The organism is Ruegeria sp. HKCCD4884, from assembly GCF_013110855.1.
Classification (GTDB): Bacteria; Pseudomonadota; Alphaproteobacteria; order Rhodobacterales; family Rhodobacteraceae; genus Ruegeria.
The window spans coordinates 76,320-90,816 of sequence record NZ_WVRJ01000012.1; the positions used below are offsets into that span (position 1 = coordinate 76,320).

Genomic DNA, 14,497 nt, shown 5'->3' on the forward strand with positions numbered 1-14,497 from the left:
ATCCTTCAGGAAAAGTGAGGCAGCACAACGTCCGCCAGATGGTCGAGGGTTGCGTCGATGGGTGCTTGATTGAACCTCAGGTTCAGCGCGACGTGATTGACCCCGAGCGTTTCAATCTCGCTCAGATATTTGCATAGGAAATCCGTTCCCGACTGAAACCCAAGGTGGATCGGACGCGGAGGTGCAGCAGGGTCGGCAACGACATCGACATAGAGCGATTGCATAACGGGCTTATTCGGTTGGCCCGCCGCCTTCACGCGTTGTCGGTAATCCGCAATGACTTGCCCTTGGGCCAACGCGTTGCGCGGATAGGTCATCCAACCGTCGCCGTTCTGTGCCACCCAATCGGGTGTTTGCTGGCTGCCACCAGTGATGAGCATCGGCAGGCGGGTTCCATGCGGTTTAGGCAACAGGTCAATCCCACCAGATAGCGTACCTTGCGCATTCTCATGTGTGGGGTAATCCGATCCAACCGCGCGAATGTATTCCACGCTATCACGAAAACGCGCGCCCCGGTCGTCGTAGCTCTGGTTCATTGCAGGGTACTCTTCGGGCCGATCGCCAGAAGCGATACCCAATAGCAATCGCCCACCCGAGAGCTCATCTGCCGTCGCCGCTGCCTTGGCGACATGTGCGGGGTGGCGCAATGGAAGGATCACACTCGACGTTCCAAGTGCAATTCGATCCGTCGCCGTTGCGAGCGCACCCAGATAGACAAACGGATCGAATACCTGCCCGGGATCACCGAAGCTTGGAACATTGAAGGGCACGTCGCGTAGCCAAAGTGCTGCAAACCCAAGCTTTTCGGCTTTCTGAGCAGCTTCCAGATGCCCCCGCAGTGTCGGCTCTGCTCCGACGGCGTAAGATTCGAGCGGCAATACAAGGCCAATGCTCAACCGTCCGGGACGAAACACCCTGTTATATGCCAAGTTGATCTGCGCAAACTCAGTAGGCTGCATTTCATCCAACATGTCTATGCCCCTTTAATAGCGCACCAAAATGCGGCTCTCGATGCTTTTGCGAATAGTCGTGACGTTTGGGTCTTCGACCATATCAAGCGCGCTATGCGCAATCGAAGGCAGGCCGTGATTGTCGTAGATATTGAAGATCGCGACTTCACCCGGTGTCATCTTGGACTGATACACCCACTTATGGTTCGGGTTTCCTACCAGTCCCATGATCTGTCCTTTTCGGTTGGGATAGATCAGGTCAATTAGAATCCAGTCAGACGGGTCGACAGACGACGGGAGTACAAAACCCAGGGGTGCCGAATTGATCGCATGCTCTACAGGACGCCATACGTTGACAAAGGCATAATGACCTCGCGCCCATTCCTCTGCGGTCTCTGCGCCTAACAGGTCGACAAGGCGTTTTTCGGCTCCACTCTTGCTGTAGTCACTATGGACGTTGCGCGAGGGTTTACGTGTTGCTTCCGGGTCATCTACCCGAACGGTATGGTCAAAAACCACAACCTCGCGTGCGCCCAGTCTGTCCAAGAGCATCGCTGTCAGTTCAGCGTCGTAGGTCTGTATCCAGTCGTCACCTGCGAAGTCTTGCACTTGCGTTTCAAGACGCACGAATTCAACCGCGTCGGATTCAAAGTCAATTGTTTTGGTCGTTGCGCGTGTATCTTCCAACGCAACGGTTGTAGAGGCCAGTTCGGGGGAAATCAGGTTACCCGCAATCCCGCCTGCATCCAGTTCAAAGGCTTGCCGATAGGGCTTGTGAACGTGGTAGTTGACTGTGGCTGTCCGCGTCATTTGCGCCTCCGTCTTATACTGTGCTGCATCGATGAAAGGGATTTAACGTTGATCGAATTCAATATAAACTGCCTAACTAGGGATTTATAATTCGGGTTTTGTATATAATGGGGTTTGATACAGACGCGCTGCGATTGTTCGTAAGAGCAGCAGAAATATTGAACATCAGCGCTGCGGGGCGCGCATTGGGCATGGCACCGGCCGTCTCGAGCGCCAAGCTCGCCAAGTTGGAACAAAACTTGGGTTCCGAACTGTTGCATCGAACAACGCGCAAAGTGTCGTTGTCAGTGGAAGGTGTCGATTTCCTGCCTTTCGCAAAAGAAATCATCGCGCAGGAAGAGGCCGCACTTGCTGCTCTAGGCAAGCAAGCTGCTACCATCCGAGGCACACTCCGCTTCGCCGCGCCCAGCTCTTTTGCTCAATTGTACATCGCGCCGATTTTGCCGAAGTTTTTGCAACAACACCCCGATCTCACGCTCGACTTGCGTTTGTCGGATGTCCAGTTCGATCTTATCGAAGGAAGTTATGACCTGGCCCTTAGGAACGCGCCGCTTGTCGACACCAGCCTGAAAGGCCGGAAACTGGCTGATGACCGGCGCATTTTGTGTGCCGCGCCGCATTATCTCGACAAATTCGGAACCCCAAAAACACCTGGCGATCTGACAAACCACCACCTGATCGCTTTTCAAAATCGCCAACCGCGCCCGCTGACCGGATTGGCAGGCGAAACCGCAGTTTTCGATCCCGCATCGGCCAAGGGTCAACTAATTATCGATGACGGCCAAAGCCAAGTTCGCGCTACGCTGGCCGGGGCTGGTATTTCGTTGAACGCCCTATGGAGTGTGCATGATCACCTGAAATCAGGCCAGTTGAAACGGGTTCTGTCAGACTTCGAAGCCGCGGAAGCCAACGTCTTGTGGCTGATTTATCCTAAGTCCAACGTGTTATCTCCCAAAGTGCGGGTGTTCATGGACTTTCTGATCACAGAGGTTGGCGCAAGACCGCCGTGGGAAGCATGAGCGCCAAATAGATCATGCGCGCATTCAGAAATCAGGATGCTCAGGTTGGGGATCAAGCGCTAAGTTGATAGGTTTTGTGCAACCGCGAAAGTCTGGTTTGTCCACCGCCCTGCCGCTCATGCTTCTCGTAGCTCAGGTCGGCAGAGAGCCCATGCCTCCCGATTGCTACTCTCTGCGCAAGCGGTGGCGACGCGCCGAAAGCAGCCATTAGCCGCTGCAACCTCGACCTAAACCTGCCGTTCGTTCGATACCTCGATGCCATAGTTCACAGCAGCGAAGCTATCGTTTTGGCAAAGGTAAATTCTTCTGAAAATTACCACGGAATACAAACAGTTAGCTATTTCCTATTTTCCAACTGCGGGTGAACTGATGAGGTGAAAGCCCGTACTTCCTCCGAAACCGTTTGGATAGAGAACTGGCACTTTCGAACCCTGTGGCCGCACTGATTTCGGCCACTGAAAGACTCGTTCCGGACAACAGAGCGTAAGCGTGTGACAACCTCAGATCAGCATAAAACATAGCAGGAGATTGATTGGCGTGAGACGCAAACAATCGTTCCATTTGACGTCGGGACAGACCGGCCTGATCAGCGATTTCCGGTAAGGAAAGTGGGGCTTCGATGTTGTTTTCCATCAAAGTGATTGCTGCAGCCAGCTTTGGATTGCGACTTCCGATTAGCGCAGAGCGCATTGTGCGTTGCGTTGGGTTCAGTTCACCGGGGCGATTGTGGATGCACATCTCGGCCACAAGGCTGGCAAGCTTATTGCCATGTTGGTTGGCTATGGCGTGCAGCACCATGTCCAGCGATGCGGTCCCGCCGGAGCAGGTATACAAAGGACCGTCGACTTCCAACAGGTTGGGCGAGGGCGCAAGATCGGGAAAGACCTCGCGGAATGCAGGCTGGTTTTCCCAGTGGAGCGTGAATTTCCTGTTCCTAAGCACACCAGCCTTGGCCAGAGTAAATGCTCCGGTACAAATGGCTCCGACCGGATGACCGTGGGACCATCGCCGCCGCACCCAGTTGGTCACGGACTTATCGATTGTCTCTTCCGGTTCGACGCCGGAACAGATGAAACACGCTCCGTCGTTGGGGACATCTTCCAGCGACAGATCGGGCAAAAGGCGCATCAGATTGGCACCCTGAACGACCTGTTTTCCTGGGGAAACTGTGTACCAGCGGTAGAGTTCCGAGTTGGTGAGCTGGTTGGCAATTCTTAACGGCTCAATGGCAGCGTTCACCGCAAGCATTGTGACTTTGGGCAAAAGAACAAAGTAGAATTCAACGGGCTTGGCCTTAAACCCATGCAAGATGGCGTGGGCCCCCTTTTGTACGAATTCTGATCGTTCCATTTAGTCTCACCGTCTGAGATCTGCTATTTGCTCACTTTCGCATAGATTTGTGTATGGGGCAGCCCTGACACGCCGTCCATCGACTTTCGCGTCAATAGCCATTCGGCCCAAATGAGCCGAACGTAAATAGTATGAGGTCAAGGAATGCCTAACCATTGTATTTCTCAGTCATTCCAAAGCCCAAGGACACATCATGCCCCGCGGTATTAGAATTTCAGCTCATACTCACCGCCCAGGCTCAAATACCCTGCCGCATCTACACCGGCGCGGGCGCTGACCTGCCCAACATGCAATCGCCGCGACACGTCGGCGGCAACGGACAGGGCCGTGAAGCCGTCTCCACGCTCCCCGCTGATGCGAACGCCATGCTGCCAGCCATTTGCCGTTTCATTGAAGCTTTCATATTCAAGCTCGGCTCCAATGCTACAGGCATTGTCGAAGCTTCCCGACGAGGCGTAGCAGGCCACAACCGGGGTGAAGGCGAGAAGCGATGCGCCGCTGTTCACCTCACGCTCGATCCTCAGTTCTGCAAAGAGCCGCGTGTTGGTCAGCGAGGCCAGCTCGACCAACCCCGATTCCGAGATGCTCTGGAACCGTGCAACCACATCCACGTTTACTGAAGGCGAATAGGCATAGTCGATCCCCGCGCGCGGTATGAAACGATAGACTTCCCGTTCGATCTCACCTGACAGGGCCACACCCGCGAACCCGGCAAAATACCTGTAATCGCCGGATGCCGCGATGGTGTCAAAGCTTCTTTGGAAATCCAGATCGAATTCGTGACGGCCGACGGCACCACCCAGATAGTAGTCGAGATACAGGTCGTTGTTGAACCGGTTCGCACCGAAGACACCGGCATTGATACCAAATCCTTGGATTTCGCCATTTGCCCTGCTGGTCACGTCGCCGGTGCTTCCATAAATCCCAACAAAGTAACCGTTTACCCTGTTGTCGCTGACAAACCGCTCGCGACGGTAGGACAGGTTCAGCACGGTTTGCGACAGGCCGCTATCGGTCTCAAGGAAGTTCAATGAGCCCTCGATGGTTTCCCATACGTCGCGCGCGCAGTTGTAATTCTGGTGGAACAATCCACCATCTACCGTCACGTCCGAGCCGTTGGCCTGCAAGTTGAAGGTATGGTCTCGGTCCCTTGTGTTCTTGCAGGTGTCGTACTGTTCCTGCGCTTCGATCGGAACAAACTCGACCCGACTATTACGTGCCTTGCCCTGTGCAGTCGCGTTTGTGTCAATTGGACGGCTTTCGCCATAGCCGAGTGCGCGATACCCGACGGCGTCGACGCCACGGACTTTCAAAGCTTGCAAGACCGCATCGACCCGCCGTTGGCTGAGCGCCAGATTGTACGTATCCGATGCGTCGCTGTCGGTATGACCTGCAATCTCGAAGGCACTGCCTTCACAGCTTCCTAGAATCTCGGCGATCTCGTCCAGAATGGGGTCGCTTTCCGGTTTGATGAGCGCCTTGTCGGTATCAAACAGGATCGGTCTGTTGTTCAGATGATCGTTCACGGCGGTCGCACATTGACGTGCGCTGCGCTGTCTGAGGCGATCCAGCGCGCCAGAGGCAAAATCGCGGGCCTGCTGGCTTTGCAATTCGACGGTCGCGTCGCGATCATCCTCCAGAACTGCAATCAGATCCTCGGCAATCTCGTCGATCAGCGATGGGTTCAACACTTCCACACTGATGCGCGCCGTGTCGCAGTTGGTCGGGTTCAACGTCTCGCAGATTTCATAGGTAAAGACATATGTGCCCGCTGACGTGCCCGGCGCCACCACGATCTCGCCCACCGCGTTCATCGTCACCGAACCCGTCGCAAGGGTCACGTCCAGACCCGCCGTTGTTACGCCGTCATTCGCCGTGCCCGAGGTGCCCAGCGAAATGTCCGCAGGGTTCAGAACCGATCCGTTCAACATGTCGTTGCCCAGAACCGAGGCCGTCGTTGTGCGTGTGATCCCATTCACCGCCGTCGACGCGTCGTCCACCGCGTCGATCACCGCCGCATCCACTACAACCGTTGCCTGCGCCGTGTCGCAGTTCGTCGGGTTCAACGTCTCACAGATCTCGTAGGTGAAGACATACGTTCCCGGAGCCACGATGATCTCGCCCGCCGCGTTCATCGTTACCGAGCCCGCCACCGGGGTCACGTCCAGACCCAGCGTTGTTACGTCGTCCTTCGCAGTGCCTGAGGTGCCCAGTAAGACATCCGCCGGGTTCAGAACAGACCCGTTCAGCGTGTCATTGCCCAGAACAGACGCCGTTGTCGCCCCAGTGATCCCATTCGCGGTTGTCGGCGCGTCGTCCCATTCAGTTTTTGGGAGGTTCGTAGGGATCCGGCGTTCCGGGCGGGATTGGCGGGTGCTCTTTGAACGTTGCGATGTGTTCCTGCAACTGCGGCAACGCCTTTTCGACCGCCCATGTGTAAGGGAAAAGTACGCTTTCACGCTCGTGCGGATCATTCAGAAGATTGTAGACCCGTGGTGTATCGAAAGACTCCGTCGCACCAAAAGCCGTTGTGTTCTCTTTGAACAGGACTTTCCAGTCCTTCCATTTGACGCCGAATATCTGCTCGCCCATGTAGACGATCACGCCTTCTCGGTTAGAACGCGGTTGGATGCCCAGAAAGAACTTGGATTGGTCGATGCCATCAAAGGCCCTGTCATCAGGCACCTTGCCACCTGCAAATGCGGCCAGTGTTGGATAAAGGTCCATCGAGTGGACAACGTCATTGCTTTCCGAACCAGCGGGAATCTTGCCCGGCCACTTGATTGCGAAGGGCACGCGCATGCTTCCTTCGAGACTGGTGAACAGAGTACCGCGCCAAGGCCCGGCTGTACCATGTACTGCAGGAACCGGCGAGACATTTGCGTTTCCAACCGGAAGAGCTTCGGGGCCGTTGTCAGCAGTAAAAATCACCACCGTTTCGTCGGAAACACCAGCATCCTCAAGCGCATCAACGATGCGTCCAATATAGCTATCTGTTTGAAGTAGAATGTCAGCCCAAACGCCGTTTCCCGTGGCGCCATCAAATTCTTCGGACACGATGTTTGGATAGTGGGTCTGCGTATAGGCAAGATAGATGAAGAATGGTGCATCTTCCCCGCTCTTGGTGTCGATGAAATCAATGGCCTTCTTTGTCAGGTCGCCATCTATCTCGCCGCGATAATCCAGATCATAGTCGCGCGCTATGGTTGCTGGCGCACCTGCAACTCCCTGCATCACAACCGGTTCTTCCATGTTGGCCTCGGCAAAGCCCGGCAGCGAGCGCCAGACTGTGACATCAGTGGTTTCAACGCCGTAAAACTCGTCGAATCCTTGATTCGTTGGATAGCGTCCCTCGGTCCAGCCAAGGTGCCATTTGCCATACATGGCCGTGTTATACCCTGCTTCCTTGAGCATCTCGGCCATTGTGATTTCCCACTGGGTCAGACCGTAGACGCCACCTCCAAGTGGCACCGTATGATTGCCACTCCGAATGCCGTACCGACCGGTCATAGTCGCTGCACGGGACGGCGTGCATTGACTTTCAACGTTGAAGTTCGTGAGTCGTAATCCTTCCGCGGCCAGGTCGTCCATCTCAGGGGTCGCTGCACCACGGATTATGCCGCCTCCATTAAATCCGGGTTCGCCCCAACCAAAATTATCTAGAAATATGAATACGATGTTGGGTTTGTCTTGAGCTGAAGCGACGGTGGCAAACAGAAGAGATAGGCAAAGTAGGAATGTGCGAGAAAACAATTTCATGACAGCGGCTCCGATCAAGATCACGTGCTCAAGACTGACGAACCAAGTCACCAATCGTCAAGAACGACCATTCGCTACAGAGTTTTGAAGCAGCAGCTGGGCGTCCAGTTACGGGCGAAGCTTCAATCTGCGATCAATCGAATCTCCTCCGCGATCCCTTGTGATCAACTAAGAAAAACCTTTGTTTTCCTTGACGAACAGCCCACTCAGATGTTGCCATAGTCTGGCATTCAGCTCGGCTGGGAGGTTCAAATGAAGTTTTTTCTGACGACATCGACAGCAATCGTTTCCGCAGCATTCATAACAAGCCCTTCAAATGCTCAAGAGGCCGCACAAGGCGGGCAAGTTGGAGAGATGACCATATCGGTCGATGATATGCGTGAACCCGCGCCCGCCGATTTCTCACCCTATGCAGGTCGAGACTTTCCTACACGACCTCTGTGGGGTGACACTCACCTGCACACGTCAAACTCGCTCGACGCCCGCGGATTTGGCGTCATTCTGAGCCCCGACGATGCCTATAGGTTTGCGCGAGGTGAGGAAGTCACCACGTCGCACGGTTTGCGCGTGAAGTTGTCGCGACCGCTCGACTGGCTTGTCGTATCTGATCACTCTGACGCCATGGGCGCTATGAATGAGATCGTTGCGGGTAACTCCACGCTGATGCGTGACCCGACGCTTCGAGACTGGCACGAACGCCTCAACGCTGGGGGGGACGTCGCTCTCGGCGCAACAATGGAAGTTATCGAAACCTTTGCTGGCATCACCGGGGACGCTCTTCCTGAGGCTGTTTCAGATCGTAGGTTCGTACAATCCGTCTGGGACGAGTTCACGCAAACTGCGGATCTTCACAACGCCCCCGGCACATTCACAGCGTTCATCGGATATGAATGGACGTCCACCGAAGCCGGCAACAACCTCCACCGCAACGTGATCTACCGGGATGATGCCATTCGCGCACGGCAGATGCTGCCTTTCACTACCGCAGAAACCTTTAATCCGGAACGGTTATGGGACTGGATGGAAACATACGAACAAGAGACTGGCGGTCGTGTGCTGGCCCTTGCCCACAACGGCAACGTCTCTAACGGTCTTATGTTCCCGGTCGAAACCAACCCGGAAACGGGTGAGCCGTTGACAGGTGACTATGCAGAACGGCGCGCGAAGTGGGAACCAATGTACGAAATCACCCAAATCAAAGGTGACGGAGAAACACATCCGTTTCTAAGCCCTAACGATGAGTTCGCAGACTATGAAACTTGGGATAAATCCAACCTGGGTCCAACGCCCAAAGAAGACTGGATGCTCCAATATGAATATGCGCGTGAGGCATTGAAGAACGGTCTCAAGCTAGAGGCTCAGCTTGGCACCAATCCATACAAATTCGGAGTAGTGGGATCGACCGACAGCCATACGGCTTTGGCAACGGCGGAAGAAGACAATTTCTTTGGCAAACACTCTGGCGTCGAACCAGAGCCCGGTCGTTGGCAGCATGTTGTTGGTGAGTTTGAAGCAACAAGAATTCTTGGATGGGAGATGGCAGCCTCTGGCTATGCAGCGGTCTGGGCTCAGGACAACACGCGCGAAGCAATATTCGATGCAATGGAGCGGAAAGAGGTCTATGGGACAACCGGCAGTCGCATCGCGGTTCGTTTCTTTGGTGGCTGGGACTTTACCGAAGATGATGCAAGATCTCGTTTGCCCGCGGAAATCGGATATGAAAAAGGCGTTCCGATGGGTGGGGACCTCGCAGACGCGACAGAAGGCGCAGACGCCCCAACATTCTTGGTTGCCGCGCTGAAAGATCCGTTCTCCGGCAATCTAGACCGCGTTCAGATTGTGAAGGGTTGGTTAAATGCCAGCGGTGAAACTGAAGAGCGGGTTTATGACGTGGCTTGGTCAGGAGACCGAGAACCCGATGCGGACGGTAACCTGCCAGCAGTGGGGAACACCGTGGATGTTGCAGCGGGTACGTTCACCAATTCGATAGGGTCTCCAGAGCTGATCACTGTTTGGACGGACCCTGAATTCGATCCTTCAGTGCGGGCTTTCTACTATGCCCGCGTCTTGGAAATCCCCACGCCGAGGTGGACAATTTACGACGCCGTTCGGTTCGGAGACGAATTGCCTGCCGACGTGCCCACGTCAACACAGGAACGCGCTTACACGTCGCCAATTTGGTATACTCCCGAGGACTGAGGGCAAAGAGCTCTCGTTGGTCACGACTAATGCTTAGCAACCCCTCGGCTCACATCGGTTGGCATACTCTGTCCAATCGAATGTGCGTTTACGGGCTCACTGCTGCCGTCGGCGGCGGCGCTGCATCTTGTGTTATGACGCCTGCATCAACATCGGGCTTTCGTTAACGGAAAGCTTGGCGGATCGGAGCACCAGTCATGGAGACACCAAGCTTATCTGCCTTTCGCGCGCGTCGCATAGCTTGGAACAAGGGTCGAATTGTCAGTTAGGACAACGAATATTGTCACCGCGGTACGGTCCGTCAGAGGAGATATTCACTGCAATAGCGAAATTTGATTGCTGAAGAAGTCAAAGTCTGTGCAAAAGCTGACGTTTCTCAAGGCGACTATTGTTCAAACGACAGTCAACCGCCACCTACAACAACTAAGCTCTGCGTCACCGCCCGTTGCCGATAACACGTTCGAGGAACTCGGCGATCCGTCCTTCCACGGACATGCTCAAGGCATCGCTGCCCAAACTGGCTGCACCAGCAGGATAGAAGTGGCCAAAGCCCGGTACCCACGCAAACTCATGCTCCACGCCGACTTTTTCGTAGTGAGCGACAAGGAGGGGAACTGAAGACAACGCGCCCGGCAGATCATACTGACCCATGAACATGAGTATCGGCGGTCTGTCTGACGAAGCTGTAACCGCCTTGTTCACGTCAAACCCGGCGTCTGTGCCCGAGAGGAGAAAAACACCAGAGACAGGAACTCCCATACCATGTGCAACATTCCAGGACGTCACTGCGCCTGCGGAAAACCCTCCAAGTACAATACGGTTCGGATCGATGTTGTAAGCGGCCGCGGAGTCCCGGATATGCAGTACCGCTTCGCGCAAATCCTCGGCAGCCGAGATCACACCATCAACCATTGTCTTCTCTTGTTCGGGGATGCTGAAATCAAGCGGCGGCAGGTCCATAGTTCCCCGAATATGGTTGGCCTGGGGCAATAGAGGCAACAGGCTGTCGGGCGCGATCCAGTCTGCTTGATAACCTTCACCCGATGGCACAGGCCCTTCGGGTGTCAGCCGATAATCGATTGCAAAGCAGGTATAGCCCCGCGCGGCAAAACGGCGGCAATAATTGCCCATGGAGGTGTCCTGAGCACCACCAGACTGAAACGTAACCCGTGGACTGCCGCGATGGAATGCGCCGCTGAAGGTGAGGATCACAGCAGGTCGCGGCATGGCCGTGGCTTCTGTCGGATGATAGATGTCCATCCACAAATCGCGCGAAACCTCCTTACCCTCTTTCGTCACGACCCCCTGTCCCTAAACCACGTTTGCTTCCAGCGCATAGGTCACCGGGGCGGCCTCCTGCGCTTCAAGAGGGGTAGCAATCAGTGCATGTGAGATGAATACAGCTGCCAGAAGACCTAAGTTAATTTTGCTAAACTCTTCCAACTTGGAACCTCCCAGAAGCATTGAGACAGGATTTCACGGAAAAGGGTCATGCAATTGAATTGTTGGGGACTCAGAGCTTAACCGTCCGGTTGGAGAAAACTCAACCCCTCGCGGATGGTCAAATTTGTCGTCCGTAGCTGGCTGGCGAAGTGTGCCTTTTACACTTCGGCGTTGGACTCGGAGCAATCGCGGCATCATTTCGACCACCCCGACTCGCTTAGGGTTGGATGACTCGTTGCCACCATATCTCATGCCATTTTGCTCCTTGGTGTACCTTCCCCAAACCAGCCAACCTTTCTGTGCGTGGCTTCAACCCACCTGAAGGTAAAACCACGGCACTTGGATTCCGGGTGTTGAGAGGTTTTGAAACCAAACAATAATGAATGGATATTAAAAGACATGTCGTCATTTTGATGAACCAACCGTCGATTTTGGCAACGTCTATTGCTGCTGCGTTGGTTTGGGTCAGGTTTCATAACCAATAAATGACGGTCGAAGCGAGAACGGTTTCTGGACAGACCTTTGGGCATCCGTCGTGGCGTATCGCTACGCGCCACCAATCCTTCAGCCTACCGGACATGATCTCAAATCATTGCCCGGCATTGCATCGCGCAGTACCGTCCCGAGAGGGGCGGTTCCGTCGTTGGTATCAGCTTTAGGCTTACCCTGGGATTTGGAAGAAAGGGCTCCAGACCAGCCGTCTGATCGCCGTTTGGCCAGAATAGATCAGACAAACCACCGTTTCGTTTTGCACTGCCGTGAAACGCGCCGTACAGCGGAAATCAATGGGTCCTGAGCCTAGAATCTGCGACCGAACCTATCCGGAAAATGTCACCATGATTTTGCCTGGGGTATTTCGAGCCGGATTTATGCGTGGACAGTTGTGTTTGTTTGTCACCGGAATTACTTGGCTTTCGAAATCCCCAGACCTCCTCCTTTCACCAGCAGATCCACGATTGCGTCGACCCCATTTCTGTGTCGAAGCGACGAGAACAAGAAAGGTCGTCCTTTACGCATTTTCTTAGCATCACGTTCCATAACCTCCAGCGAAGCGCCAACATACGGCGCCAGGTCGGTTTTGTTGATGATCAGGATGTCCGATTTCGTAATCGCCGGCCCACCTTTTCTGGGGATTTCCTCGCCCGCCGCGACATCGATAACGTAGATGGTTAAATCCGCCAGTTCCGGGCTGAATGTGGCCGACAGATTGTCGCCACCGCTTTCAATCAACACCACGTCGAGATCAGGGTGGCGTGTCTGCATTTCAGCAACGGCCGCCAAATTGATCGAGGCATCTTCGCGAATTGCAGTATGAGGGCAACCACCGGTTTCAACGCCGATGATCCTGTCCCGCGGCAGAACCTGCATGCGCATCAGTGCCTCGGCGTCTTCCTGCGTGTAAATATCATTGGTGATAACACCCACAGAACAAACATCGCGCAGCGCTTCGGACAAAGCAGCGGTCAACGTGGTTTTTCCTGCTCCGACCGGGCCTCCGATACCGACGCGAAGTGGGCCGTTCATACTGGTCATGTGCGAAAGATCCTCGAATACTGTGTTTCGTGTTTCATGGACGCCAGATCTGCCAGGAACGCGGTAGAGCCCAATTCGTCAAGACTCGCCTTTTGTGCCCTTGCAGCAACCTGAGCGCACAGCGGCGTCAACTGGCGGATTACCCTTTGAGCATCAGTTTGCCCCAGTGGCACGAGGCGAGTTGCACAGGCGACAAGGTTACTTGCGAATGCTTGCAGAAACATCTTGGTTGTTAGCGCAACAGGAAGGTTTTGTAATCTTGCAGCCTGACCGACAGAGACCGGATATGTGAACTGTCCAAGGTCCAGTTCCCAAACGCCCTTCGTGACATTTCCGAATGCCTGACCCAGTAGATCGGTTTCCATAAGCCTTTCGGATGTGGCACAAAAGGCCCGCGCGATGCTATCGGTATTGATGAGCTCATCTTTGTCCTGCGCGTTGTACGCAGCCACCAGAAACAATGCGTCATTCCACCCAGAGCCATGTTCAAGCACATCTGAAATCCAGGCTTCGGTATCCCGAGAATTCGCGACAGTTCCCGCGTCAATCGCCGCTTCCAGCCCGTGCGAATAGGCAAATCCCCCGACAGGATAGGCAGGAGACAACCATTGGGTCAGCGTTAGAATGTCCGCGTCAGTGGGTGTGGCCATGGGTCCTGCCGTGGCCATAGGCTCCGCCTTCGGGGGTGAACGGTTCATGCACTTCTTTTACCGATGCACCAATTTTCAACAGCATGTCCCGGATAACGTGATCGACCTGAATCAAAAGTCGATCCTTTTCGATCTGGCAGGGCGTGTGGCGATTGCCGATATGCCATGCGATACGCGTCAGATCCGGGGCATTTACTTCAAGCAACGCTTCGGGTGCGGCCTGTATCTCCACTTCGCGCCCATCATCTAGAACCAATGCGCCGCCGTGGTTCAACGACGTCGTTTGTGCCAGATCGATGAGGATCTGTTCACCGCTTTCACAGGTCAGAACCTTGCGGCGCAAAAACCGGTCATCGTAAGTCAGAGACAAGCAATCTGCCGGATCGCCATGCGTGTGATCCGAATAACGATGCGCAGTACAGAGCAGGGCGGTCATACCAGTACCTCCTCTGTAGAAGTGTTGGTCAGAGCCAGATTGAATCCGCAAAGACCCGGTGCACGATCCGTTCGCGTGTCAGACCGCGTTTTTTCAATTCCTCGTCGCTGAGCGATTGCAGGAATTCGACTTGCCGGACGCGTGATTGGGCTTCGGCTAGCCTGGTCAGAGCCGAGTAAATCGACGACCCGACGGATGCGATCAAACCGGGCAGCGAAAAGCGCGCGTTCGTATGTGTTGTTGAATGTGCCATTTGGACCCTCGTAAACGTTGGTCCTCCCATGGGGTTTAATATTTGTCATATCGGCCTCACTCAGTAGATAGTGTTTGGTCATTTCCGCCTTGCGC

General features: G+C 54.6%; 13 protein-coding genes. 2 read left to right on the top strand and 11 right to left on the bottom strand.

Annotation, left to right across the window (positions count from 1 at the left end; translation table 11 throughout):
* Nucleotides 1-5 precede the first annotated feature (5 nt).
* Nucleotides 6-971 carry an LLM class oxidoreductase gene (locus GS636_RS17010; RefSeq protein WP_171670951.1) on the bottom strand — a complete coding sequence of 322 codons (966 nt, stop codon included), beginning with the start codon at nucleotides 969-971 and terminating at the stop codon, nucleotides 6-8.
* 12 nt (nucleotides 972-983) lie between these two features.
* A complete protein-coding gene (locus GS636_RS17015; RefSeq protein ID WP_171670953.1) occupies nucleotides 984-1,760 on the bottom strand; it encodes a CmcJ/NvfI family oxidoreductase in 777 nt (258 codons plus the stop codon).
* Nucleotides 1,761-1,867: 107 nt separating this feature from the next.
* Between GS636_RS17015 and GS636_RS17020 the strand changes: the two genes are divergently transcribed.
* Nucleotides 1,868-2,779 carry a LysR family transcriptional regulator gene (locus GS636_RS17020; RefSeq protein ID WP_171670954.1) on the top strand — a complete coding sequence of 304 codons (912 nt, stop codon included), beginning with the start codon at nucleotides 1,868-1,870 and terminating at the stop codon, nucleotides 2,777-2,779.
* Between the two features lie 333 nt (nucleotides 2,780-3,112).
* On the opposite strand, the gene GS636_RS17025 is transcribed toward GS636_RS17020, so the two are convergent.
* From GS636_RS17025 to GS636_RS22745, 3 genes are all read right to left on the bottom strand, one after another.
* Complete coding sequence (locus GS636_RS17025; protein WP_171670956.1) at nucleotides 3,113-4,129, bottom strand: GlxA family transcriptional regulator; 1,017 nt, start codon at nucleotides 4,127-4,129, stop codon at nucleotides 3,113-3,115.
* Between the two features lie 206 nt (nucleotides 4,130-4,335).
* Nucleotides 4,336-6,264, bottom strand: coding sequence for an OmpA family protein (locus tag GS636_RS22590; RefSeq protein WP_371808743.1), 1,929 nt, complete (start codon nucleotides 6,262-6,264; stop codon nucleotides 4,336-4,338).
* 187 nt (nucleotides 6,265-6,451) lie between these two features.
* Nucleotides 6,452-7,888: an arylsulfatase gene (locus GS636_RS22745; protein ID WP_171670959.1), complete on the bottom strand. Its 1,437-nt coding sequence runs from the start codon at nucleotides 7,886-7,888 to the stop codon at nucleotides 6,452-6,454.
* A gap of 252 nt (nucleotides 7,889-8,140) precedes the next feature.
* Between GS636_RS22745 and GS636_RS17035 the strand changes: the two genes are divergently transcribed.
* Entirely contained in the window at nucleotides 8,141-10,087 is a 1,947-nt protein-coding gene (locus tag GS636_RS17035) for a DUF3604 domain-containing protein (protein ID WP_171670961.1), read from the top strand.
* Between the two features lie 435 nt (nucleotides 10,088-10,522).
* Here the strand turns inward: GS636_RS17035 and GS636_RS17040 are convergent, their stop codons facing one another.
* From GS636_RS17040 to GS636_RS17060, 6 genes are all read right to left on the bottom strand, one after another.
* Nucleotides 10,523-11,386: an alpha/beta hydrolase fold domain-containing protein gene (locus GS636_RS17040; protein ID WP_171670962.1), complete on the bottom strand. Its 864-nt coding sequence runs from the start codon at nucleotides 11,384-11,386 to the stop codon at nucleotides 10,523-10,525.
* Nucleotides 11,387-11,398: 12 nt separating this feature from the next.
* On the bottom strand, nucleotides 11,399-11,530 hold the full coding sequence (locus GS636_RS22810) for a hypothetical protein (RefSeq protein ID WP_256369073.1): 132 nt from the start codon (nucleotides 11,528-11,530) through the stop codon (nucleotides 11,399-11,401).
* A 903-nt stretch (nucleotides 11,531-12,433) separates the two neighbouring features.
* On the bottom strand, nucleotides 12,434-13,063 hold the full coding sequence (ureG, locus tag GS636_RS17045) for an urease accessory protein UreG (protein ID WP_171670963.1): 630 nt from the start codon (nucleotides 13,061-13,063) through the stop codon (nucleotides 12,434-12,436).
* Nucleotides 13,060-13,713 carry an urease accessory protein UreF gene (locus tag GS636_RS17050; protein ID WP_171670964.1) on the bottom strand — a complete coding sequence of 218 codons (654 nt, stop codon included), beginning with the start codon at nucleotides 13,711-13,713 and terminating at the stop codon, nucleotides 13,060-13,062. The genes ureG and GS636_RS17050 overlap by 4 nt, the downstream gene beginning before the upstream one ends.
* The gene (ureE, locus tag GS636_RS17055) at nucleotides 13,697-14,149 is read right to left on the bottom strand and encodes an urease accessory protein UreE (RefSeq protein WP_171095435.1); all 453 of its coding nucleotides are present in this window, start codon (nucleotides 14,147-14,149) and stop codon (nucleotides 13,697-13,699) included. Before ureE ends, GS636_RS17050 begins: the two co-directional genes overlap by 17 nt.
* Before the next feature lie 28 nt (nucleotides 14,150-14,177).
* On the bottom strand, nucleotides 14,178-14,402 hold the full coding sequence (locus GS636_RS17060) for a hypothetical protein (RefSeq protein WP_171095437.1): 225 nt from the start codon (nucleotides 14,400-14,402) through the stop codon (nucleotides 14,178-14,180).
* Nucleotides 14,403-14,497 lie beyond the last annotated feature (95 nt).

What these genes read in the sequence shown, in the direction of transcription:
- GS636_RS22590 (WP_371808743.1), bottom strand. Translation starts at nt 6,264, where the DNA reads ATGAACGCGGCGGGCGAGATCATCGTGGCTCCGGGAACGTATGTCTTC.
- GS636_RS17015 (WP_171670953.1), bottom strand. Translation starts at nt 1,760, where the DNA reads ATGACGCGGACAGCCACAGTCAACTACCACGTTCACAAGCCCTATCGG.
- GS636_RS22745 (WP_171670959.1), bottom strand. Translation starts at nt 7,888, where the DNA reads ATGAAATTGTTTTCTCGCACATTCCTACTTTGCCTATCTCTTCTGTTT.
- GS636_RS17010 (WP_171670951.1), bottom strand. Translation starts at nt 971, where the DNA reads ATGTTGGATGAAATGCAGCCTACTGAGTTTGCGCAGATCAACTTGGCA.
- ureG (WP_171670963.1), bottom strand. Translation starts at nt 13,063, where the DNA reads ATGACCAGTATGAACGGCCCACTTCGCGTCGGTATCGGAGGCCCGGTC.
- ureE (WP_171095435.1), bottom strand. Translation starts at nt 14,149, where the DNA reads ATGACCGCCCTGCTCTGTACTGCGCATCGTTATTCGGATCACACGCAT.
- GS636_RS17050 (WP_171670964.1), bottom strand. Translation starts at nt 13,713, where the DNA reads ATGGCCACACCCACTGACGCGGACATTCTAACGCTGACCCAATGGTTG.
- GS636_RS17020 (WP_171670954.1), top strand. Translation starts at nt 1,868, where the DNA reads ATGGGGTTTGATACAGACGCGCTGCGATTGTTCGTAAGAGCAGCAGAA.
- GS636_RS17025 (WP_171670956.1), bottom strand. Translation starts at nt 4,129, where the DNA reads ATGGAACGATCAGAATTCGTACAAAAGGGGGCCCACGCCATCTTGCAT.
- GS636_RS17035 (WP_171670961.1), top strand. Translation starts at nt 8,141, where the DNA reads ATGAAGTTTTTTCTGACGACATCGACAGCAATCGTTTCCGCAGCATTC.
- GS636_RS17060 (WP_171095437.1), bottom strand. Translation starts at nt 14,402, where the DNA reads ATGGCACATTCAACAACACATACGAACGCGCGCTTTTCGCTGCCCGGT.